The organism is Colwellia chukchiensis (genome assembly GCF_002104455.1).
GTDB classification, from domain to species: domain Bacteria; phylum Pseudomonadota; class Gammaproteobacteria; order Enterobacterales; family Alteromonadaceae; genus Cognaticolwellia; species Cognaticolwellia chukchiensis.
Map to the genome: position 1 here is coordinate 17,134 of NZ_NBOC01000011.1, position 21,466 is coordinate 38,599.

Annotated in this window: 15 protein-coding genes and 6 tRNA genes; 8 read left to right on the forward strand and 13 right to left on the reverse strand. The window is 42.6% G+C overall.

Annotated elements, in window-relative coordinates; translation table 11 throughout:
• Positions 1 to 80: 80 nt before the first annotated feature.
• The 3 genes from B6K83_RS12460 (at position 81) to B6K83_RS12470 (ending at position 3,462) form a co-directional block, all read left to right on the forward strand.
• Complete coding sequence (locus tag B6K83_RS12460) at positions 81 to 1,418, forward strand: MATE family efflux transporter (protein WP_085285262.1); 1,338 nt, start codon at positions 81 to 83, stop codon at positions 1,416 to 1,418.
• Positions 1,419 to 1,578: 160 nt separating this feature from the next.
• Positions 1,579 to 1,655: transfer RNA gene (locus B6K83_RS12465), tRNA-Val, on the forward strand.
• A gap of 400 nt (positions 1,656 to 2,055) precedes the next feature.
• The gene (locus B6K83_RS12470; RefSeq protein ID WP_085285263.1) at positions 2,056 to 3,462 is read left to right on the forward strand and encodes an aminotransferase; all 1,407 of its coding nucleotides are present in this window, start codon (positions 2,056 to 2,058) and stop codon (positions 3,460 to 3,462) included.
• A 142-nt stretch (positions 3,463 to 3,604) separates the two neighbouring features.
• Here the strand turns inward: B6K83_RS12470 and B6K83_RS12475 are convergent, their stop codons facing one another.
• Positions 3,605 to 4,522, reverse strand: coding sequence for a LysR substrate-binding domain-containing protein (locus B6K83_RS12475; RefSeq protein WP_085285264.1), 918 nt, complete (start codon positions 4,520 to 4,522; stop codon positions 3,605 to 3,607).
• A 244-nt stretch (positions 4,523 to 4,766) separates the two neighbouring features.
• On the opposite strand from B6K83_RS12475, the gene B6K83_RS12480 reads away from it, so the two are divergent.
• Positions 4,767 to 5,243 carry a DUF2947 family protein gene (locus B6K83_RS12480; RefSeq protein ID WP_085285265.1) on the forward strand — a complete coding sequence of 159 codons (477 nt, stop codon included), beginning with the start codon at positions 4,767 to 4,769 and terminating at the stop codon, positions 5,241 to 5,243.
• 56 nt (positions 5,244 to 5,299) lie between these two features.
• On the opposite strand, the gene B6K83_RS12485 is transcribed toward B6K83_RS12480, so the two are convergent.
• From B6K83_RS12485 to B6K83_RS12505, 5 genes are all read right to left on the reverse strand, one after another.
• Positions 5,300 to 6,655 (reverse strand): Na+/H+ antiporter family protein, encoded by a 1,356-nt coding sequence (locus tag B6K83_RS12485; protein ID WP_085285333.1) that lies wholly within the window; start codon positions 6,653 to 6,655, stop codon positions 5,300 to 5,302.
• A 145-nt stretch (positions 6,656 to 6,800) separates the two neighbouring features.
• Positions 6,801 to 7,574: a HalD/BesD family halogenase gene (locus B6K83_RS12490; protein WP_198951688.1), complete on the reverse strand. Its 774-nt coding sequence runs from the start codon at positions 7,572 to 7,574 to the stop codon at positions 6,801 to 6,803.
• A gap of 304 nt (positions 7,575 to 7,878) precedes the next feature.
• Positions 7,879 to 8,928 (reverse strand): AI-2E family transporter, encoded by a 1,050-nt coding sequence (locus B6K83_RS12495; protein ID WP_085285267.1) that lies wholly within the window; start codon positions 8,926 to 8,928, stop codon positions 7,879 to 7,881.
• 72 nt (positions 8,929 to 9,000) lie between these two features.
• Positions 9,001 to 11,565 carry an ABC transporter permease gene (locus B6K83_RS12500; RefSeq protein ID WP_233143986.1) on the reverse strand — a complete coding sequence of 855 codons (2,565 nt, stop codon included), beginning with the start codon at positions 11,563 to 11,565 and terminating at the stop codon, positions 9,001 to 9,003.
• 2 nt (positions 11,566 to 11,567) lie between these two features.
• Positions 11,568 to 12,359 (reverse strand): ABC transporter ATP-binding protein, encoded by a 792-nt coding sequence (locus B6K83_RS12505; RefSeq protein ID WP_085285268.1) that lies wholly within the window; start codon positions 12,357 to 12,359, stop codon positions 11,568 to 11,570.
• On the opposite strand from B6K83_RS12505, the gene B6K83_RS12510 reads away from it, so the two are divergent.
• On the forward strand, positions 12,354 to 13,031 hold the full coding sequence (locus B6K83_RS12510; protein ID WP_233143987.1) for an arylesterase: 678 nt from the start codon (positions 12,354 to 12,356) through the stop codon (positions 13,029 to 13,031). The two genes, B6K83_RS12505 and B6K83_RS12510, sit on opposite strands and share 6 nt — an antisense overlap.
• Positions 13,032 to 13,037: 6 nt before the next feature.
• A complete protein-coding gene (locus B6K83_RS12515; protein ID WP_085285269.1) occupies positions 13,038 to 14,618 on the forward strand; it encodes a cation:proton antiporter family protein in 1,581 nt (526 codons plus the stop codon).
• Between the two features lie 387 nt (positions 14,619 to 15,005).
• On the opposite strand, the gene B6K83_RS12520 is transcribed toward B6K83_RS12515, so the two are convergent.
• The 5 genes from B6K83_RS12520 to B6K83_RS12540 form a co-directional block, all read right to left on the reverse strand.
• Positions 15,006 to 15,081, reverse strand: a tRNA-Glu gene (locus B6K83_RS12520).
• 96 nt (positions 15,082 to 15,177) lie between these two features.
• A tRNA-Glu gene (locus tag B6K83_RS12525) sits at positions 15,178 to 15,253 on the reverse strand.
• Between the two features lie 136 nt (positions 15,254 to 15,389).
• Positions 15,390 to 15,465, reverse strand: a tRNA-Glu gene (locus tag B6K83_RS12530).
• A gap of 144 nt (positions 15,466 to 15,609) precedes the next feature.
• Positions 15,610 to 15,685 (reverse strand) — tRNA-Glu (locus B6K83_RS12535).
• Positions 15,686 to 15,802: 117 nt separating this feature from the next.
• Positions 15,803 to 15,878: transfer RNA gene (locus B6K83_RS12540), tRNA-Ala, on the reverse strand.
• A 381-nt stretch (positions 15,879 to 16,259) separates the two neighbouring features.
• On the opposite strand from B6K83_RS12540, the gene B6K83_RS12545 reads away from it, so the two are divergent.
• Complete coding sequence (locus B6K83_RS12545; RefSeq protein ID WP_085285270.1) at positions 16,260 to 17,186, forward strand: gluconeogenesis factor YvcK family protein; 927 nt, start codon at positions 16,260 to 16,262, stop codon at positions 17,184 to 17,186.
• A gap of 273 nt (positions 17,187 to 17,459) precedes the next feature.
• Here the strand turns inward: B6K83_RS12545 and dcd are convergent, their stop codons facing one another.
• A complete protein-coding gene (gene dcd / locus B6K83_RS12550) occupies positions 17,460 to 18,053 on the reverse strand; it encodes a dCTP deaminase (RefSeq protein ID WP_085285271.1) in 594 nt (197 codons plus the stop codon).
• 51 nt (positions 18,054 to 18,104) lie between these two features.
• Positions 18,105 to 19,217, reverse strand: a complete 1,113-nt coding sequence (gene apbC, locus B6K83_RS12555; RefSeq protein ID WP_085285272.1) for an iron-sulfur cluster carrier protein ApbC — start codon at positions 19,215 to 19,217, stop codon at positions 18,105 to 18,107.
• Positions 19,218 to 19,336: 119 nt separating this feature from the next.
• Between apbC and metG the strand changes: the two genes are divergently transcribed.
• A complete protein-coding gene (gene metG, locus B6K83_RS12560; RefSeq protein ID WP_085285273.1) occupies positions 19,337 to 21,403 on the forward strand; it encodes a methionine--tRNA ligase in 2,067 nt (688 codons plus the stop codon).
• Positions 21,404 to 21,466 lie beyond the last annotated feature (63 nt).

Consider the following 21,466-nt stretch of genomic DNA (forward strand, 5'->3'; position numbering starts at 1 on the left):
CTGCTATTTTAGCAAGAAAACCCAATTGATATAATTGCCTCGTGAATATAAATCGTTTTTTTTCCAATAGTAAAAGCTTGATGAAGTTGGCTTACCCAATTTTGATCGCGCAACTGATACAAAACTTAATGGGCTTTGCCGATACTGTGATGGCTGGACGCGTCAGCGCCACTGATATGGCGGCAGTTGCTGTGGCCAGTAGTGTGTGGCTGCCGTTAATCTTAACCATTTCAGGCCTTGTAATGGCCCTTGCCAGTATCATTTCACAATTATCTGGCGCCAAACAATATGATGATGTAGCTAAAGCCAGCTACCAAACCGCTTGGATAGCGGTATTTTTTTCTGTGCTCATCATTATCTTTTATTATATCGCAACGCCGTTATTAATAGAGAGAGTTGCCCTTGAGCCTGAGCTCAAACGGTTAATGTTCGATTATTTAGCGTTTATTGTTTGGGGCGGTCCAGGCTATTGCTTATATCTTGTATTGCGAAATTATTGTGAAGGATTATCGTTTACCCGCCCGACTATGATCATCAGTATTTTAGGCTTACTGATTAATATTCCCGCAAACTACATCTTTATCTATGGTAAATTTGGCATGCCAGCGCTCGGTGGTGCTGGCTGTGGTATTGCTACCGCCATTGTTTATTGGGCGATGTTTGCCGGTATGCTAGCCTATGCGTACTTTTCAAAACACTTAAAACATGCGCCACTGTTTAAAGAATTTTATTGGCCGCAATGGTCTGAGATTAAAGTCATTTTAGCCTTAGGTACCCCTATCGCCTTGTCTTTATTGTTTGAAGTCAGTCTATTTGCCGCTGTAGCCATTATTCTAGCCCCTTTTGGTGCCAGTATTGTTGCTAGCCATCAGGTAGCCATTAACTTCTCAGGCTTGGTTTTTATGGTGCCATTAAGTTTAGCCATGGCGGTTACCATTAAAGTGGGCTATGAAGTGGGTAATAAAAACCTTGAAAAAGCCAAAGAGATTTGTCGATATTCTGTAATACTCGGGCTATTTATTGCTGTCGGTACTGCTGCGATTACCTTATTATTTAGTAAACATATTGCGGCTATTTATACTAACGACCCCAAAGTACTAGAATTAGCGGCAAGTTTAATGGTGCTCGCGGCCCTATTTCAGTTCTCTGATGCGATACAGGTGATATCTGCCGGTGCACTGCGCGGCTATAAAGACACCAAATCAATTTTATATATCACTTTTTTCTCATACTGGCTGGTAGGTTTAAGCTTTGGTTTAATTTTAGGCATCACAGACTGGTTGGTACCAGCAACCGGCCCATACGGCTTTTGGATTGGCTTTATTTCTGGCTTAACCGTCGCCGCTGTATTGTTAGCATGGCGGTTAAAGGTTATCCAACAGCGCTTAGATCAGCAATGGCAACTGGCACCACAATGACATTAACCATGGCTAACCTGAACACAAAATAGCCCACAAGCGTTTAACTGGCGATTAAAGCAGCAGTTGCAACACTTTTTATTTAAAACTGCTTGCACTTGCGAAAACAGATCGCTAACATAGCGCCCCGTTGAGTGACACAATGATGTGACTTAAAAAAGCTCGCTTAGCTCAGTTGGTTAGAGTACTTGCATGACATGCAAGGTGTCGCTGGTTCGAGTCCAGCAGCGAGCACCATATTCAGGTTCGATAAGAACCGATAAAGACCGGAACATCCTCATTAAGTAGGGTTTTCCGGTTTTTTTATGGCTGAATTTTGCCTAAAGCTTTACTGTTAAAAGTTAGCCTATGCCCCTTACTTCATGGGATGTCATGAATTCCCCATCGCCACAAAGGTAGCACTCTTCCAGCAGCAAAGCGTGAGCAAGCGCGGATAGCAGCGCAGTGTGTTTACCATGTAAATCTATTAAAAATACTAATCAATTTGTTAAATATTTATCATTTGTCTATGCGCTAAGTAGTCGGTAACTTCATATCAGCAAATCGGACGCTGCATTTAACACCTTGCGTATGCTGATCTACGCCATGATACCTGCGGCGTGCAGTTAAAAAATAATATAATAATGAGATTGAATATATGACAACAAATTACTCAGCTGAACAATTATGGCAAATGGATAAAGATCACTTTATTCATCCATATACTGATTTCACTACCTTTGCCGAAGAAGGCAGCCAAGTTATTTCTCAAGCAGATGGCATGCATATTACCGACACTACGGGTAAATCTTATTTAGATGCCATCGCAGGTTTATGGTGCGTTAATATAGGTCACGGCCGCAAAGAAATGGCAGAAACGATTAGCGAACAAGTACTGAACATGCAGTACTATAACCCATTTGGTCACAGCACCAACGAACCCGGTTCAGTGTTAGCAGCAAAATTAGCGGAGTTAGCACCGGGCGATCTCAATAAAGTTTTTTATACCTGTGGTGGTTCAACCGCAGTAGATACTGCCATTCGTTTGGTTCACTATTACAATAACATTCGTGGCAAAAACAACAAAAAGCAAATTATTTCCCGCAACAATGCATACCATGGTTCTACTTATGTAGCCTCAAATATTACGGGCATTCACGGTTGTAAAAGTAACCTAGATCGCATTGCTGACAGTTGGATTAACCATATTTCAGCAGCTGATATGTTTCACCGCCCTAAAGGTGCTGAAAACCTTTCAGAAGCTGAATATACGCAATTTTTAGCGGATGAATTTGAAAACCGTATCGTGCAATTAGGTGAAAACAATGTTGCTGCCTTTATTGCTGAGCCAATTATGGGCGCCGGTGGGGTATTAGTGGCACCCGCAGGTTATCACCAAGCCATGCATGCAATTTGTCAAAAATATGATATTTTATACATCGCTGATGAGGTGGTCACATCTTTTGGCCGCCTAGGCGACTTCTTTGCCTCTAAGTCTGTATTTGGTATGCAGCCTGACATTATAATCACTGCCAAAGGTATCAGCTCAGGCTACATTCCACTCGGCGCAGCGATTATTTCAGATAGAATTTGGGATGTGGTATCAGATCCCAAAACAGGCGGTGGCGCATTAACCATGGGCTACACCTATTCTGGTCATCCCGTTGCTTGTGCCGCAGCCTTAAAAAATATTGAAATCATGGAACGTGAAAACATCCTTGATCATGTCAAGGAAGTTGGCCCTTATTTACAGGAACAAATCAAGACCTTAAGTGACTTAGCCATTTTTGGTGAATCGCGTGGTAGTCACTTGATGCTAGGCTTAGAGCTTGTTGCTAACAGCAGCACTAACGAGCCATTCCCTAGCGAGGTGGGTATCGCCAGTCGTGTCTTTGAACATTGCCGAAATGCGGGTTTAATTGTACGCCCTGTTGGTAATACTATTGTTTTATCACCACCGTTAATTATCTCGAAAGCGCAAGTTGATCAAATTGTTAGTACCATAAGAGAAGCCATCAACTTAACCATGCTTGACCTAGCAAACGAAGGTCTGTTAGCGAGCTAACTTTCGCTAAAGCCAGCAATAAAGGTATGCTAAGTGACTAACACTGAGCATACCAATCCTTACCGTGAAACAAGGGTAAGGGGTATTACTAAGCTCGGCTAAGCGGAACTCGCTTAATAACAACGCACGATGGCGCCGTCATTTATGGCGGCGCAATTGAAAACTCGTTCAGTAGCCAATGAGCGGTATTACGAATATCGGGATTATCTAGTTTATCAGGTCGAAAAACCAAGTAATAATTGAGCTCTGTCATCAAACCACCGCTAAACGGGCGTATCAGTTGTCCTGACTTGATCAGATCTTGTGCCAACAAAACACTGCCTAACACCACACCTTGTCCGGCGAGCGCGCAATCAAGCGCTAAACTTGAATCATTAAAATTATAGCCACCAGCACTTTCAAATCCATCAACCCCCATGGCTAATGACCAGGCATACCAGTCTTCACGGCGTGACATTTGATTATCATGAATTAACGGATAACGCGTCAGATCACTTGCACTGACAATGTTATCTCCTGCTTGCAACATACTCGGAGCATATAAGGGGGTAACTTCATCACTAAAGAGCTTAATACAAGTTACGCCTGGCCAATCTCCGGTTCCTAACCAAATCGCTAAATCAACTTCGGCATGCTCTAAAGGCTCTTGCGAGTACTCGGTATATATCCATGCATCAATGTTTGGGTGCTGCTTTTTAAACGCCGGAATACGCGGGTTTAGCCATTTATTTGCAAACGGCGGCGATGTATACAACACCACAAGGCCGGGTTTATTAAAAAACTCCAGTCGAATGGTGCCTTTTTGCAACTGCCCTAAGGTTAGCTGTGTGGTTTTTAGAAAATCGATGCCGGCATCTGTGACTTCAACCTTGCGGTTAATACGCTTAAATAACGGCTGCCCAAAATAGTCTTCAAGTAGCTTAACTTGATGGCTAATCGCCGATTGGGTCATACATAATTCACTGGCGGCTTTAGAAAAGCTATTTAACCGAGCAGCTGCTTCAAACCCCCTTAACGCGGATAAGGGGGGTAAACGACCAAAACCAGCTTTTTTCGACATGATAAATGCTCTTTACAGTATAATGGAGTCGGTTATGACATTAATAAATTTAATCTATTAGATTAATTACCGCCATAGGCTACAACATTGTTATGCTTTTCAGCAACACTCGCACTAATAAATATTATAAATTTTAATCAATCAAATATTTAAAATACTAATTCGACCACCAAGCTCACGATTAATTAATGAGATAATTACCCTGCTTGTTATAATAGCGGCAAAGAAACTTAAAAATTTATTTATGAATTACATTAGCCTAGACGAATTAAAAAATGCCTGGATTTTTAAGCACAATAGCTTAATCATCAGCGATAGCGACAAAAGTAAAATTAAACCTATGTCTGTCAGCAGAGCCAACGTGCTGTGGGATAACAACATCAGCAAACAGGTTGATCACCCAGACTTTTTTAAAAAAGGTGATTGGCCATTTAATAGTAATACCTGGCAAGATAGTGGCAAATGGGAGAGCATTTGGGACAGTGAGGATAGCGAGCTGCCAAAAATGATTTTAACGCATTTAGCGTGGGACAATAACACTGTGGTGTATTACTGCACGAGCCGTAATTATGTTATCGAAACCACTTGGGCAGTATTCAAACGCTGCTGGAAAAATTTTTTATTTATGGATGACGGCGCAATTTTGCTTGCCAAAAGACGCACACAAGCGGTGCAGTTTCTTGATACCGGTTACTTTAAAATAGGCACAAGAAGCAATTAAGCAAATTATCAGCAGCACGCTCACGATTTGCTTAACACTGTTTACCGAATCCTTCGTTACAACACCATAGCGGCAAAAACACCAAACGCCATCAAGGGCAAGTTATAATGGATAAAGGTCGGCACCACACTGTCCCAAATGTGATTATGCTGACCGTCAATATTCAAGCCAGCCGTTGGGCCAAGCGTTGAGTCAGAAGCTGGAGAGCCTGCATCACCTAGCGCTGCCGCAGTGCCAACTAGGGCAACAATTGCCAATGGCGAAAAGTTTAATTGCAATGCCAGTGGCACATATATAGCGGCAATAATCGGAATAGTAGAAAACGACGAGCCAATACCTATGGTAATAAATAGCCCCACCAATAACATTAAGATAGCCGCTATCAATTGACTTTCACCCATCCAAACAACTGACGCCGCCACTAGGCTATTAATATGTCCGGTTGAGCGCAGCACTTCAGCAAAGCCGCCAGCCGCAATCATGATAAAACCTATCATCGCCATCATGCGCATGCCTTGCGTAAAAATATCATCAGAGTCTTGCCACTTTAGCGTGCCACTGAGGAGAAACACCAAAAACCCTGCCACGCCGCCGTAAATCATAGAATGGGTGGTAATTTGAATTGCAAACGCTAGCACTATTGCTATTACTGCAACGGCAACCGTTTTACCACAATAGGTCGCGCTGCTTTCATCTTCAATACCTTCTATTTTTTCCAATGGCTCAAGATCATACTCTCGTTTACCACGATAACTATAAAATACCGCAATTAATAACCCTACGGCCATTCCGGCCGCTGGGATCAGCATGGCGACTGCGGCATTTATGCCGGTGGTTGTCATGCCACTTTGCTCTATATTGGCCAGTAAAATATCATTTAAGAATATCGCGCCAAAACCAACCGGAAAAAACATATATGGACTCACCAGACCAAAGGTTAGAATACAGGCTATTAACCGACGATCTATTTTCATTTTCGTCATCATCACGAGCAAAGGTGGCACTATGATCGGAATAAACGCAATATGAATAGGAATAATATTTTGTGAAGAAAACGCCATCAATAATAAAAAGCTTAAAATAAAGTATTTTATTTTACGGGTTTGACTCACATTGCCACTACTGCCTAATTTTTGGGTTACTTTGCTGGCAAACATGGCCGGCAATCCAGACTTAGATATGGTTGCGGCAAACGCGCCAAGCAACGCATAGCTTAACGCAGTGCGCCCCCCAGCCCCTATTCCGCTATTAAAAGCGTTGATGGTGTCTGTAACATTGAGGCCACCTATAACACCGGCAAAGATCGATGCAATTAGCAGTGAAATTACCACATTGATGCGCAATAAACTTAGTGCCAGCATTAACAAGATTGATACCAAAACCGCATTGAGTATTGCCGCGCCTGAATTCATGGCCTCATAGATCATATATGTTACAGCCACTAATAATAAGGGCAGTACAAGTTTGCTAGCAGAAGTTACGGCTATATTTTTACCTAGCATGTTTTTTTCCATGGTAATCTCTCAACTGAAGTGGCCACTTACTCATTAGCGGATTTTATTTGCCATAAAAGGTTTTTCGAGCTGATGCTGATAACGCGACACCTGGCCGGTTATTATATGCAAGCACGACCATCATACGCGTAATATCACCTTGGGTTGGTGTTACGCGATGGATAGCATTACGCCCCCGAAATAACACTAACGCACCGGGCTCAATCGTCAACACATCAGGTTTTATATCACCTGCAAGCACTTTTTCTACATCGGCAAAATTCATTTCACCTCGATCGGCATCACGCACATCTCTAACATATTGAAATTCACCACCAGCAGCGGGTTTTTGGATCAGTAGCGTTGTTGCAAAAGATGAATTATCAAAATGCCAGCCAAGTTCTTGTCCTGCACTGGCGTAGTGGAGGTTAATAGACGAATATTGATCCGCGTAACTATACAGACCTTGTTCGTCTAATATGTCTTGCAAAAAGTCACGAAACTCCTCACTGTCATACAAGGTGCGCAACGGCGAATCCGCTGCGATTTGCTCATCATTAATACAGCCTTTACTGGAGTTGACCAGCTTATTTCTAATATGATCGGGCGGAAAGTCAGGGTCTGCATCACTAATATAAATGTTATGCTGTTGCTTGGTATAAAATGCCAGCTCTTGCTTTGCTTCACCCTCCTGACGAATGCTCTCTAGCGCTTTTGGTGTAATAAAGTTTTCAATGACAATGGCACCATCATGCTCAAGCGTTGCTTGACACTTAGCTCTAAATTCAGCGTCTGAAATTGGATTTTTGACTAAATCTATCACGTCTACTAGCTGCATTATTCGCTCCTATACCCTAAATAGTCTCACTCAAGTACACGCTTTTCGCGTCGCTCGCTGGTAAAATGTAATTTTTTGTTACCTAGCATTATCTCCCGTTTTCAGCACTGCACAATACTAGATTTTTGTAATTGTCTTTTTCTCTGTGGTAACAATAAAATCCGCTATATCGGCGAGCATAAGATGCCAGCCTATTAAACACAAGGTAATGGTCAATAAATGAGTGTAACAAAAATGGTGAGTCACCTCGCCATACATAACTAGTTGACGAGGTTTAGCGTCAGTTCATTGGCGTGAGCAGATATTACTTTGCGGCCGGTGTTGGTGGCTGCTCACTGGCAAGTAATACCGCAAACCAACGCCCTTCTGCTGACGTTTCTAAGGCAATTTTAATGATCATGGTTAGCGGCACAGACAGTAGCATGCCAACTGTGCCGAGCAACCAGCCCCAAAATATCAAGGAGATAAAAACCACCAGCGTCGATAACCCCAAGCCACGTCCTAAATAGCGAGGCTCGACAACATTCCCCATAACAGTATTAATTGTTAAATAGCCTAAGCCTATTACGCCCGCTGCGGCAGGTCCGAGTTGTAAAACCGCTAACGACATCGCTGGCACCGCCGCAATAATAGAGCCGATATTAGGAATATAATTCAATAAAAATGCTAATACCCCCCACAATAAGAAAAAGTCTAAACCAAAGGCCCAAAGCATTAAAGAAACACAAACACCCGTAGCAATACTCACTAACGTTTTAATAGCGAGATAATTATTAACCGAGGCTAAGAATTGATCGATTTGCTTTAAGCGCGCTTCAGGGTCGTCCATGGCTAAATGCAGCTTATGCGGAATCGACGACGCCTCAAATAGCATAAATACCACGGTAATGATGATTAAAAATAAGTTTGCCATGACGCCACCAAGACCACTGAGCATATTGGCAGCAAGCCCCATTGCCGCGCCAGGGTCAAAATATTCAATCAATAACTCGGAGGAAATTATAATATTGTAGGCATCAAGTTGCTGGGTTAGCCAAATAAACTGCTCTTGTAATTGTGCGCGATATACCGGGATCCGTTGCGACAATTCATTTAATGAATTACCCACTAAGCCCGCTAACGACAAAGCAATGGAGACAAAAATGGCGATCACAAAAACAACCGCTACCGGTTTAGGAATTTTATATTTTGCCGCTTTCACCACCAATGGGTTACAAATAATGGCGATAAAGGCCGACAATAAAAACGGCACCAGCAGTGAAGCGGCTGTTTTGATGCCCGCCAAAACAATGAATAATGCCGCTGTGATCACTAAAAACTTTAATGCGCCGTCGGATTTAACGTGTATTGTCATCTTACATTTTCCAAATAATTAATCGTTAACGTGATACATGATGCTTAAGTCATTTACTAACATATTATGAACCTACATGGTACGGCGGATTAAAGTCACACTTGATAAGTTAAGCAAGCGCCAACAGCTTAGCATACCGATAAAGCCAACAAATGCGGCTCCCGCCCCTATACCGACAAACCAATATTGAAAATGGAAGCTCCCGGTCATATTAAACACTTGGCTTTGTAAAATATAAACGCCGATTTCCATGCCCATACTGGCCATTAAGCCGGCAATTGCGCCAAGGGCGACAAATTCAAATAACACACTGTTGCGTAATAATTTACCTCGCGCGCCTAGGGTGCGTAAGATGGCTAACTCGCGCTCACGTTCTTCCATACTGGCTTGTACTTGGGCTATCAGCACTAAACTTCCCGCCACTACGACTAAAATCAGGATCAATGAAATTGCAACCGACACTTGACCAATAATTTGATTCAATTGCGCCATAATTGCGGCGAAATCCATTAAGGTAATAGTGGGGAAGTTAGCCATAAAGCGATACACTTTATCTCTATCTTGTGTTGATACCGACCACGCCGATATTGCTGTGGTTGGAAATTTTTCAAGCACACTTTGATTAAAAATCATAATAAAGTTGAGCTGACGACTTTGCCAGTTGACTTGTCGAATGCTAGTAACAGGTACAGTAAACTCATCTGAGCCAAGGCGAAAGGTCAATTCATCGCCAAGCTTAATATCCAGGCGCTCTGCCATATTTTGTTCAATAGACACCTGACCTTGCTGATCCCCTTCCTGCCACCACTGCCCGGCAATTATTTTATTTTCAATCGGCAGTTCATTGCGCCATGTTAACCCTAGCTCGCGTCCAACGCCGCGTCTACCTTGCGACTGCTCATTGCTTTGTTCACTACCTTGCTCACTGCTATTGGCTTGCGACGCAACATCTTCAGCACTGATGGTTTTTTCGCCATTTATCGCCGACAAACGTGCGCGATAAATATAATAAAAGCCCTGATTGGCAATTTGATTTTCCTCGGTAAACTGCTGTAGCTCAGGTATTTGTGCTTGGCTGATATTAATTAAGTAGTGATTGGGCGTATCGTCGGGAAACTGTTGCTGCCACTCAGCTAAAATGGAACTTTTCATCACAGTGATCAAAAGTAATAACTTAATAGCAATGGTAAAACTCACTAACTGTACGCTGTTTTCACTGGCACGACGCTTTAAATTAGCTAACGCTAAATGCCAAGATTTGCCTGCTTTAGTGCCAACGCCTCGCCCAGCGCTCATTAGGCCGCGGCCAAACAACAATAACAGAAATGACACCAAAATCCCCCCGAGCAATAGTGCCATGCTCATCACCAAGTCTTGACTAAACATAAATAATAATAAAAACAACGCCAACAGCGGCGGTAGTTGATGCCAACCAAACCGTGCGGTTTTTTCTTGCGAAAAGCCTCGAATAACCTTTAACGGTGAGCTTTGCACTAAGCTCATGATGGGATGAATGGCAAATGCAATGGCACATAATAGCCCGGTAATGATAGCCGTTAAAAAGGGTTTCATGGTAAGCGGAGCTTCTGCTAACGACAAGTAGCTGGCAATCGCATTTGCACCTAGTAACATCAAGCCGTAACCTAGCACTAAACCTGTGGCAATACTTAAACAACTTAGTAAGGCCCAATGTAAACAATAAAGCTTTTTGACATGACGAATAGACGCACCAAGCGCCTTAAAAATAGCAACCGTCGCCTGGTGGCGCTGACCGTAACGCCGGCTAGCAACCGCAACCGCTACTGCTGCTAGTACTATGCCTAACATACTGGCTAGCGACAAAAACTTCTCTGAGGTATCCAATACCCTTGATAAGCGGTTTTGTGCAGCTTTGGCATCATACCAACGTTGTGCATCATTAAGTTTTGGTTTTAACCAGTCTTCAAAGGTTGCGATGGCCTCTGACTCACCAGCAAACAAATATTTATAGGTTAATCGGCTACCGGGTTGAATAAGCTCGGTCGTTGCCATATCGGCAATATTGAGAATTATGGTTGGCCCAGCAATAAAAGCGCGATATGAACGATCAGGTATATCAGTAACAACACCGGCAATCGTTAAAGGTGCAACCCCAACTTCAATCACATCGCCAATATTAACGGCTAATCGACTTAAAAGACTCGGCTCTACCCATACTGAGCCTGGCGCAGGCGCATTGGCAATAACAGACTCAGCCTGCGCAAGTGAAGTTTTAACCCGCAACTCACCTCTAAGCGGATAGTTATCTGAAACCGCGTCAAGTTCAGTCAATAGCATATTTTCACCAGCAAATACCATTGACTCTGTCTCGATTTTTCGAGCAGTTACTAAGTTTAAGGCCTGACTTTTTACTAAATAACTCGGCTCAACCTCAGCAGACATACGCAAGACTCTATCGGCGCCGATAGTGTTGGTACTGTTAGCAACGATGGCGTGCTTAATTTGCCCTGAAAAACCAGTTAATGAGAAAACAGTTGCTACTGCCAGCACTATTGCAAAAAAGATTATCGTTAGCTCACCACGGCGCAATTCATGATGCAACAAGCGCATAGATTGACGAAACCACATTGATGACGCTGTTATTTTCCCGTTATTCATGTTTAACCTGCTTGTGTCACTTTATGATTAGCATCAAGCTTGTTTTTCTTGTCGGTTGCCTGATTGGATGTAAACTCTTCTTGATTAAGCGGCGTGTTATCGTCAACCTTGGTAGTTTCAGTCAACACGCCACTGTCCATTTCAACTTGCCGTTGACAACGCGCGGCAAGCTTACTGTCGTGAGTCACTAAAACTAAGGTAGTGCCTTCGCGCGCGTTCAAGTCAAAAATTAAGTCAGTTATATGCTGACCGGTTTTACTATCAAGGTTACCGGTTGGCTCGTCAGCAAATAAAATATCCGGCTTGGCAATAAAAGCGCGTGCAATAGCGACCCGCTGCTGCTCTCCCCCTGAAAGCTGGCTAGGAAAGTGATCTAGCCTATCAGCTAAACCAACTTGGCTAAGCAAGGCCTCTCCGCGTGCTTGCGCGTCAGGCAAGTTAGCTAACTCCGCCGGTAACATGACATTTTCAAGCGCAGTTAAGCTGTTAATGAGTAAAAATTGTTGAAAAATAAAACCCACATGTTGGGCACGAACTTGACTACGCAGTTCTTCATTAAACTGGTGTAATGGTTGGTTTTTAAGATACACTTGTCCAGAGCTTGGTAAGTCTAAACCAGCAAGAATTGACAGCAATGTTGTTTTGCCAGAGCCAGATGAGCCAACGATGGCTAAGGTTTCACCTTCAACAACATTTAAATCAAGCGGCTGAAGTATGGTTAGGCTTTTATCTTCAACTTGTACTAACTTGGTTAAGTTTTTAACCGTTAATATACTCTCGGAATTTACATGCATAAAAATCATCCACTTTTTATTTTATTGATGAGCTACTTTTTTATCACCACGGCATATGCTTTGCCATCGAACGCAGCTAGCCAACCTTTTGTTGAACAATCAAGTAGCCAAGGCACCCGTAATATTTTGCTACTTGGTGATAGTATCAGTGCAAGTTACGGGATGAAACCCACACAAGGATGGGTACATCTTCTCAACCAAAAACTGAGCGAGCAACAGCGAGCATACAAAATAATTAATGCCAGTGTTAGTGGCGAAACGACGAGCGGCGGTTTATCTCGGCTAGCAGGCATTTTAGCACAAGAAAAAGTGGACCATTTGTTGATCGAGTTAGGCGGAAATGACGGCTTACGCGGTTATTCACCCAAGCTAATTAAAAATAATTTGTTACAAATGGTACAGCTAGCCAAAGCTAAAAACATAAAGGTTTCAATGATTAAAATTAAAATAACACCTAATTATGGTCCCAGATACAATGCGTTATTTGAGCAAGTGTTTGATGAAGTAGCTGCTGAAAGCCAAATCACCCTATTACCATTTTTTATGGAGAAAATTGCCCTAGACAAAAGCTTAATGCAAGCTGATGGCATTCACCCTAATGCAAAAGCACAACCTATTATTGCCGATATTGTTGAGCAGCAACTTACTACCATTATGACCACGGAGCCATAAACTATTATGGAGTTTATTTGGATTGCATTTGCGTTTGCCTGTGGCTTATTAACAAAGTTAATTTCATTACCCCCATCAATTGGCTATCTCGCAGCAGGTTTTATTTTAAATTTTTTAGGCTACCAAGCCGATGGCTCTTTGACGCTTCTGGCTGACATTGGCATTACTTTAATGCTATTTACTATCGGTTTAAAACTTAACATCAGAGATTTTGTTAAACCTGAGGTTTGGTTTGGCAGCTTAAGCCACAGTATATTATGGGTAATTATCACCTTAGTTATTGTCAAAGCCGTCGCTATTTTTAGTGTGCTATTTATCAGTGAGCTGAACTTAGAAACCGCGGCCTTAATTGTCTTTGCTCTAAGCTTTAGCAGCACAGTGTGTGTTGTTAATCTTATGGAAGATCACGGCGAAATGCGCACCCGTCATGGTAAACTTTCCGTTGCTATACTGGTGATGCAAGATATTTTTGCCGTCATTTTCCTGGTTGCCGCCACCGGCAAAATCCCTAGCCCTTGGGTACTTTTGCTATTAGCGTTTATTCCGCTAAAGCCACTCGTTAATAAAGCTATTGATAAAGCAGGTCACGGCGAGCTTATTCCGTTAATGGGCTTTTTTATGGCATTTGGCGCTTATGAGTTATTTGAGCTATTTCAAGTAAAAGGTGATTTAGGGGCGTTAATCGCTGGCATGTATGTGGCCTCGCACAGTAAAGCCAGCGAAATTACTAAGTCATTACTCAGCTTTAAAGATTTGTTTTTAATTGGCTTCTTTTTATCTATTGGTTTTACTGCCTTACCAACATTTGAAATGCTAGCTTTGGCAATTGCCTTAACCTTACTTTTACCTGTTAAATTTTTGCTGTTCTTTTTTATCTTAGTTAAGCTCAAATTACGCGCAAGAACCGCGTTTTTATCGGCATTAGCATTAAGTAACTTTAGTGAGTTTGGCTTGATCGTGGCAGCACTAAGTAATAAGTCAGGTTGGTTGTCTTCACAATGGTTAGTGATCTTATCGATTGCGGTTTCACTGTCTTTTATTATCACCAATGTGCTTTATAACGTTGCCCATGATTTCTTTGCTAAAAACAAAGAAAAATTCAAACATTATGAAAGCAATAGCCGGTTAAGTGAAGATAACTTCATTCAACCCATTGATGCCCCTATTGCAATTATTGGTATGGGCCGAGTGGGTATGGGAGCTTATAAAGCATTAAATGCACAAATGGGCGAACAAGTCTGGGGCTTAGACACCGACAAAGATAAAGTGCATTGGCTTAATCAAAACAATATTCAAGCATATGTAGGTGACGCTGAAGACGCTGATTTTTGGGAAAGTATCGACTTAAATAAAATAGAGTTGATCTTGTTGGCACTACCGTCAGTGCAAGATATTAAAAATATCACTACTCAAATCACGCGAATCGGTTATCAAGGAAAAATTGCTGCTATTGCTCGGTATGACGATGAACGAAAAGCCCTAGAAAGTTTTGGTGTCGATAAAGTCTTTAACTTCTATACCGAAGCAGGTGTCGGCTTTGCTGAAGAAAGTATGGGCTTAATCACCACCCCGAAAGCGAGTCGTTAAGCGCTATCTACTAGCGGTTGTTGATCTTTCGAGATTACTTTTACAGCCTCATTGGCACTTTCATGTCGAGGTATGTCAATGCATAATCGGCCGACTAGCTCGGCCTTACTCCCTCCCCCACGCTAACCTTATTACCACGGGTGTGCTAGCAAAGGCATGTGCAGCAGCACTATAAACGATTAAACACTTGTGGGCAGCGAATTATAGTAAAGTCGCATGCGCGCTATTGCGCTATGTGCGGTAAGTGCGGTAAGTGCGGTAACCAAGCTTTTGTAAAGCAGCGTAAAATTTCGCGTTAGACAAATTTTAGGTATAAAAAAACCGACTTAAGTCGGTTTTTTTATTTCACTTTAAGCACTTTCTATTTACCTAAAGTAAAAGAATAAGTGGCATCCCTAAGGGGATTCGAACCCCTGTTACCGCCGTGAAAGGGCGGTGTCCTAGGCCTCTAGACGATAGGGACACTAAAACAATGTAATGCTAGTAAATAACACTAAATTATATTTTGTCGCTGATTATTAAAGCCCAAAACGTGCACTTTAATAACCTAAGTTAATGGTGGCATCCCTAAGGGGATTCGAACCCCTGTTACCGCCGTGAAAGGGCGGTGTCCTAGGCCTCTAGACGATAGGGACACATCAATACCAAATGAAATATTTACCGATAAGGTTAAACTAACAAGCTCTAGCCTAGTGAACCGATTATAACCTTGTCTACTCCATAGTATGTGTCAAAAACACTTACCATTAAACTTAACTAACTAAAAATGAGTGGCATCCCTAAGGGGATTCGAACCCCTGTTACCGCCGTGAAAGGGCGGTGTCCTAGGCCTCTAGACGATAGGGACACATTATAAACGCAAAATATTCGTGATATGAAACCGTATAAAGCTCTAGCCTAGTGAACTTATGATTTCATTACCTATTTTTTGTTTGTGTCAAAAACACGAACTCATTTTCTATTTTACTTCCTAAGAAGTCTTCCGAAGAAGTGGCATCCCTAAGGGGATTCGAACCCCTGTTACCGCCGTGAAAGGGCGGTGTCCTAGGCCTCTAGACGATAGGGACACAAAACGATAAAACAAAGCCTTGCTTTGTTGTAATTAGCTACTGTAATAGTATATCTAATTACCTTATCTTTTTTCTATCTTTTAACAGCCTAAATTAGCGCTATTAAATTGAATGTGGTGGAGCTATGCGGGATCGAACCGCAGACCTCTTCGCTGCCAGCGAAGCGCTCTCCCAGCTGAGCTATAGCCCCACAAAGAAAAAAATAAGTGGCCTAATACTTATCTTAATCTTGCTTGCTAAAAGTAAACAAGTTACTCGTTGAAAGCGAGGCGCATTCTAAGCAGGGACCAAGATACTGTCAACCCTTATTTTAGATATTAAGCTATTTTTTTAAAAGATTTCATTTAATTGCTTACTTATAGAACAGGTTGGCTAATTTTTGTCTTATCAAGTGTTTATCCAGCGTAGTCTTAAATACTTTTATCAAAAAATGAGCGCCACTTGTGATTGTGATAAAGCAGCTCATGGTAGCTATTTCCTATGCAAACCTTAGCGTAGCTATCGCAAGGCGCTTTATTTATCGTATAATCCGCGTTATGGTTAATTATCAATTATAAAAATTTATACACATATGCAGCTAAAAGAGCTCAATGTGGTTGCCATTGGTGGTGGACATGGCTTAGGGCGTGTTCTTTCCACCTTATCCTTTTTAGGCAACCAATTAACCGGTATTGTCACCACCACAGATAATGGTGGCTCCACCGGCCGTTTAAGAAAGCGCAGTAGTTCAATTGCCTGGGGAGACTTACGCAATTGCCTAACCCAATTGGTTGATGAAAAATCGATTGGTAGTCAACTGTTTGATTTTCGCTTTGATGGAAACGACGAACTTGGCGGACACAACTTAGGTAATTTGATTTTATATGGCTTAGGGCAAATACACTCTAAACCGTTAGAGTCTATCAAACTAGTTCGGCGCTTATTAAGAGTCAAAACCCCAGTACTGCCTATGTCTGAAACGCCTACCGATTTGATCGCATTTTACCCTGAAGGTCGCTGTCGTGTTGGTGAGTTATCCGTTGATGATATGCCGGTAATGCCAAAAAACTTAATGCTGGCTCCGCTAGTCAAAAGTTTGCCCAGTTGTATAGACGCTATTTTAAATGCCGATTTAATTATTATTGGACCCGGCAGTTTTTTAACCAGTGTCGTGCCGCCATTATTAATACGAGATATTAGCAATGCATTAGCGCAAACTAAGGCACACCGTGTTTTTATTGACAATATTGTCAAAGAAAATAGCCCAGCCGCCGCCTTAACTTTAGATGAAAAACTTGCGTGGATAGAAAGTAACATTGGCTGCCTGCCAATTGATAGTGCGATATGCCATGATCCAAACGTCAGCTCGACACGGGTTAACGTTTTCCATCATAAATTAAACAGCGATACTGTGCCACATTACCATAGCCGAGATAAATTAATAGCCGCTTTAAATTTATGCATTTCTAGCATCAGTAACTTAGACTCAACCGCGAGTAAAAAGGTGAGCGCAAGTTAATCCTTAGCTTGGCAAATTACCCAGTATTTATTAGTGATCACCAGCCCTACTCACTCAAGGTGCGATTGCGCGGTGTTTTGCTCACGTTATTGGCCCGAAACGGTGCAATTATAGCCCTGTGGAGCATTAATTTTTCCCAATAAATTGAGACTATTGCCGGTATTGAGGATACCAGTGATATTTCCGCTGCGTATCCATCGCGCATCATAGAGGCGCAGTAATGACGTTCTGCATGCCCCTTTTCAGCTTAGTCCTGATATTTACATCAGCGAGTTATTTGTGTTTTTCATCTTGACTAATGCGACTTGCCACCGCGCCCATTTGCCCTTTATATTTGGCGTTATCACGCTTATTGTAAGGGCGTAGTGCACTTGCCGACATGGTTTCAAAATTAAGCGCCGCTATGGTCATTTTGGGGCGTAATGCCAGCGGCAACTTACCACTGTTGTAAAACTCTAAAACAATTTGCCCTGACCAACCGGGATCGATTCTGTGCGCGGTGACATGCACCATTAGCCCTAATCGTGCTAATGACGACCGGCCATCAAGCCAGCCAACAATATTATCAGGTAAACTTACCGACTCATAAGTCACCGCTAACGCTAATTCACCCGGGTGGAGAAAAAACGCTTCACCATCTGGGATATAAATCTCATCGCTCATTACTGAGTTCATGGCTTTTTGCATTTCATCTTTTGGGCCACTTAAGTCAATATAGGGCGCGGTATGATCTTGAAACACACGAAACTCGTTTCCTAAACGAATGTCGACACTAACACCTGAAATCATACTACTATCCGGTGTTGGCGAGATACCAATCACACCTTTACTAATGCATTCTTCTATATCTTTGTCACACAATCTCATGATTATTCTTCTTCAACGTAATGGCCATAAATAGAATGGCAGCAAAGCGAGTTAACTTTTGTTCGTCACTATTTCTGCCGTAGTTGGGCTGCGCATGTCAAGCTGGTAATAAATTTGCGCGGCAACTTTGCGCGCTATATTACGATACAGCAGGGCTAGTTCTCCAGTGCTATTTTCATTTATCACACTGTTGCCGCTATCCGCGTCTTCTCGAATACGAATATCAAGTGGCAATTGGCCGAGCAAGGGTGTGTTTTCATTGTTGGCAATGCGCTCACCACCGCCCTCACCAAACAAATGACTTTGGTGACCGCACTGTTGGCACTGATGGAAACTCATATTTTCAATAATACCTAACACGGGCAGCTTTACTTGCTCAAACATAGCAATACCTTTTACCGCATCGGCTAAGGCAATATCTTGCGGCGTGGTGATCACCACAGCGCCCGCCACAGGAACTTGTTGTGCTAAGGTTAGTTGGACATCACCGGTTCCTGGAGGCATATCCACGATCAGATAATCCAAATCTGGCCAGTCGGTTTCATTGAGTAGCTGTGAGAAAGCTCGACTTGCCATCGGTCCTCGCCAAACGGTCGCTTTTGTATCTTCAACTAAAAACCCAATCGACATAGCAGCTAAATTATTGACTTCTAGCGGCGTTAGCAGCTTACCATCAATTGAACTAGGCTTTTGTCCTTGTAAGCCTAACATGGTGGGAATTGATGGGCCGTAAATATCAGCGTCGAGTATGCCGACATGACAGCCTTCGGCAATCAAGCCATAAGCCAAATTTACCGCGGTAGTCGATTTACCCACCCCGCCTTTCCCTGACGCAATGGCAATAATATTTTTAACGCCTTTGATTGCATGCGTGCGCACCGGCACCACGTCATAGTCAACATCAAAACTCACGGTTTGTTGTAACAACTCGGTTAACTGTTCTGCCACCTCATGTAGTGCGCCATCACAAGGAAAAGGCAGTGTCATGCTAATGACCACACTATTTTTTATGCAAGTGATGGAGTGTTCAGACGCGATAGCTAACAGCCCTTGCGGAAATGTATCACTACGATAAGTTGCTAGAAAGTCACTAATTTGCTTTTGACTTTCGACACTTATTTCATCACGGCAAGATTTATTTTTGGTAAAGAATTTGGAAAACATTTATAAAACGCGCTTATATCTAGCCTTTATCAGATAAAGGCGATAATTCTTAATGAAAAGTAACAACAAATTCTGTACCATTCTCTGCATAATTACCACCAATAATATGTAAACTTTCTATGTCATCATCTAAGTGTTCTGTGCAAGCTGCAGATAAGCGTAAAATTTTAGTTACTTGTGCCCTTCCTTATGCCAATGGTTCTATTCATTTAGGGCATTTACTCGAGCATATTCAAGCAGATATTTGGGTACGTTTTCAGCGTATGCGTGGCCATGAAACCTATTTTGTTTGTGCCGACGATGCCCACGGCACCCCTATCATGCTAAAGGCGCAAGAGCTAGGTGTTAGCCCCGAAGAAATGATTGCCGAAGTGCGCGAAGAGCACATGCGCGACTTTGCCGACTTTCATATCAGCTTTGATAATTACCACTCTACCCACAGTGATGAAAACAAGGCATTTGCCGAAGAAATTTATAACCGCTTACATGCGAAAGGGCATATTAAAACCCGCACTATTTCACAGTTATATGATCCAGAAAAAGGCATGTTTTTACCCGATCGCTTTGTAAAAGGCACCTGCCCTAAATGTAAAAGTGAAGATCAAAATGGCGACAGCTGTGACAACTGCGGTGAAACCTATTCGCCTACACAAGTACTGAATCCGCGCTCTGTGGTATCTGGAGCTACACCTGTACTTCGAGATTCTGAGCATTACTTTTTTGATTTACCTGCCTTTGGCGACATGCTGCAAGAGTGGACGCGCAGCGGCGCCTTACAAGATGAAATGGCAAACAAGCTGGCTGAATGGTTTGAGTCTGGTTTGCAACAGTGGGACATCAGTCGTGACGCCCCCTACTTTGGCTTTGAAATCCCTAACGCGCCAGGCAAATTCTTTTACGTTTGGTTAGACGCGCCTATTGGTTATATGGGCAGCTTTAAAAACTTTTGCGATCGAAGCGGAATCGACTTTGACAGCTTCTGGCGCTTAGACTCAGAGGCTGAGCTATACCACTTTATTGGTAAAGATATTATTTATTTTCATAGCTTATTCTGGCCTGCTATGCTCGATGGCGCAGGTTATAGAAAGCCAACCTCTGTCTATGCTCACGGCTTTGTCACGGTCAATGGCGCAAAAATGTCAAAATCAAAAGGTACCTTTATTAAAGGTCGCACCTATTTAGAGCATTTAAATCCAGAATATCTACGCTATTACTATGCCGCTAAACTAACCAGTCGCATTGATGATTTAGATTTAAATCTCGAAGATTTTGCGCAGCGAGTAAATTCTGATTTAGTCGGCAAAGTGGTTAATATCGCCTCGCGTTGCGCAAGCTTTATTACTAAACGCTTTGATGGCATGCTATCAAGCCATGTGGACAACCAAGCCTTAGCTGACGAAGTAATGGGTGCTGGTGATAAAATAGCCGCCTATTATGAAGCGCGAGAGTTTAGCCGCGCTATGCGTGAAATTATGGCCTTAGCTGATAAAGTCAATGAATACATCGCGATCAAAGAACCTTGGCAACTGGTGAAAGATGAGAGCAAACAGCAAGAAGTGCATGATATCTGCTCGTTAGGCATTAATATGTTTCGCACCTTGATGATTTATTTAAAGCCGGTGTTACCTGTATTGGCAGACAGCACGGCAGCCTTTTTAAATGACGAATTAGTCTGGCAAGGTCATAACACTTTGCTAAGTAACCATAAAATTAATAAGTTTAAAGCCATGCTGCAACGTGTTGATATGGATAAAGTCAATACCATGACCGAAGCGTCAAAAGAAAGCATGGCGCCAGTTGCAAAGGCAACACCAGTCTCAGGTCCCTTAATGGATGATCCGATTGCGCCAGAAATTCAATTTGACGATTTTGCGAAAATAGATTTACGTATTGCCAAAATTGTTAACGCTGAGCATGTCGAAAAAGCCGATAAATTATTGCGCTTAACCTTATCGCTAGATGAACAAGCAGGTGGCGAGACTCGTCAAGTGTTTGCGGGTATTAAGTCGGCCTATCAGCCGGAAGATTTAATTGGTAAGCTTACGGTTATGGTAGCAAATTTAGCGCCGCGTAAAATGCGCTTTGGTCTGTCTGAGGGCATGGTGTTAGCCGCAGGACCAGGTGGAAAAGACCTGTGGATACTCAACCCAGATGATGGCGCTCAACCTGGCATGCGCGTTAAGTAACGCGCTCACTACCCGCTCGCAATACGCAAAGATAAAGGCAAACCCTGCACAACCTGCTAGGTT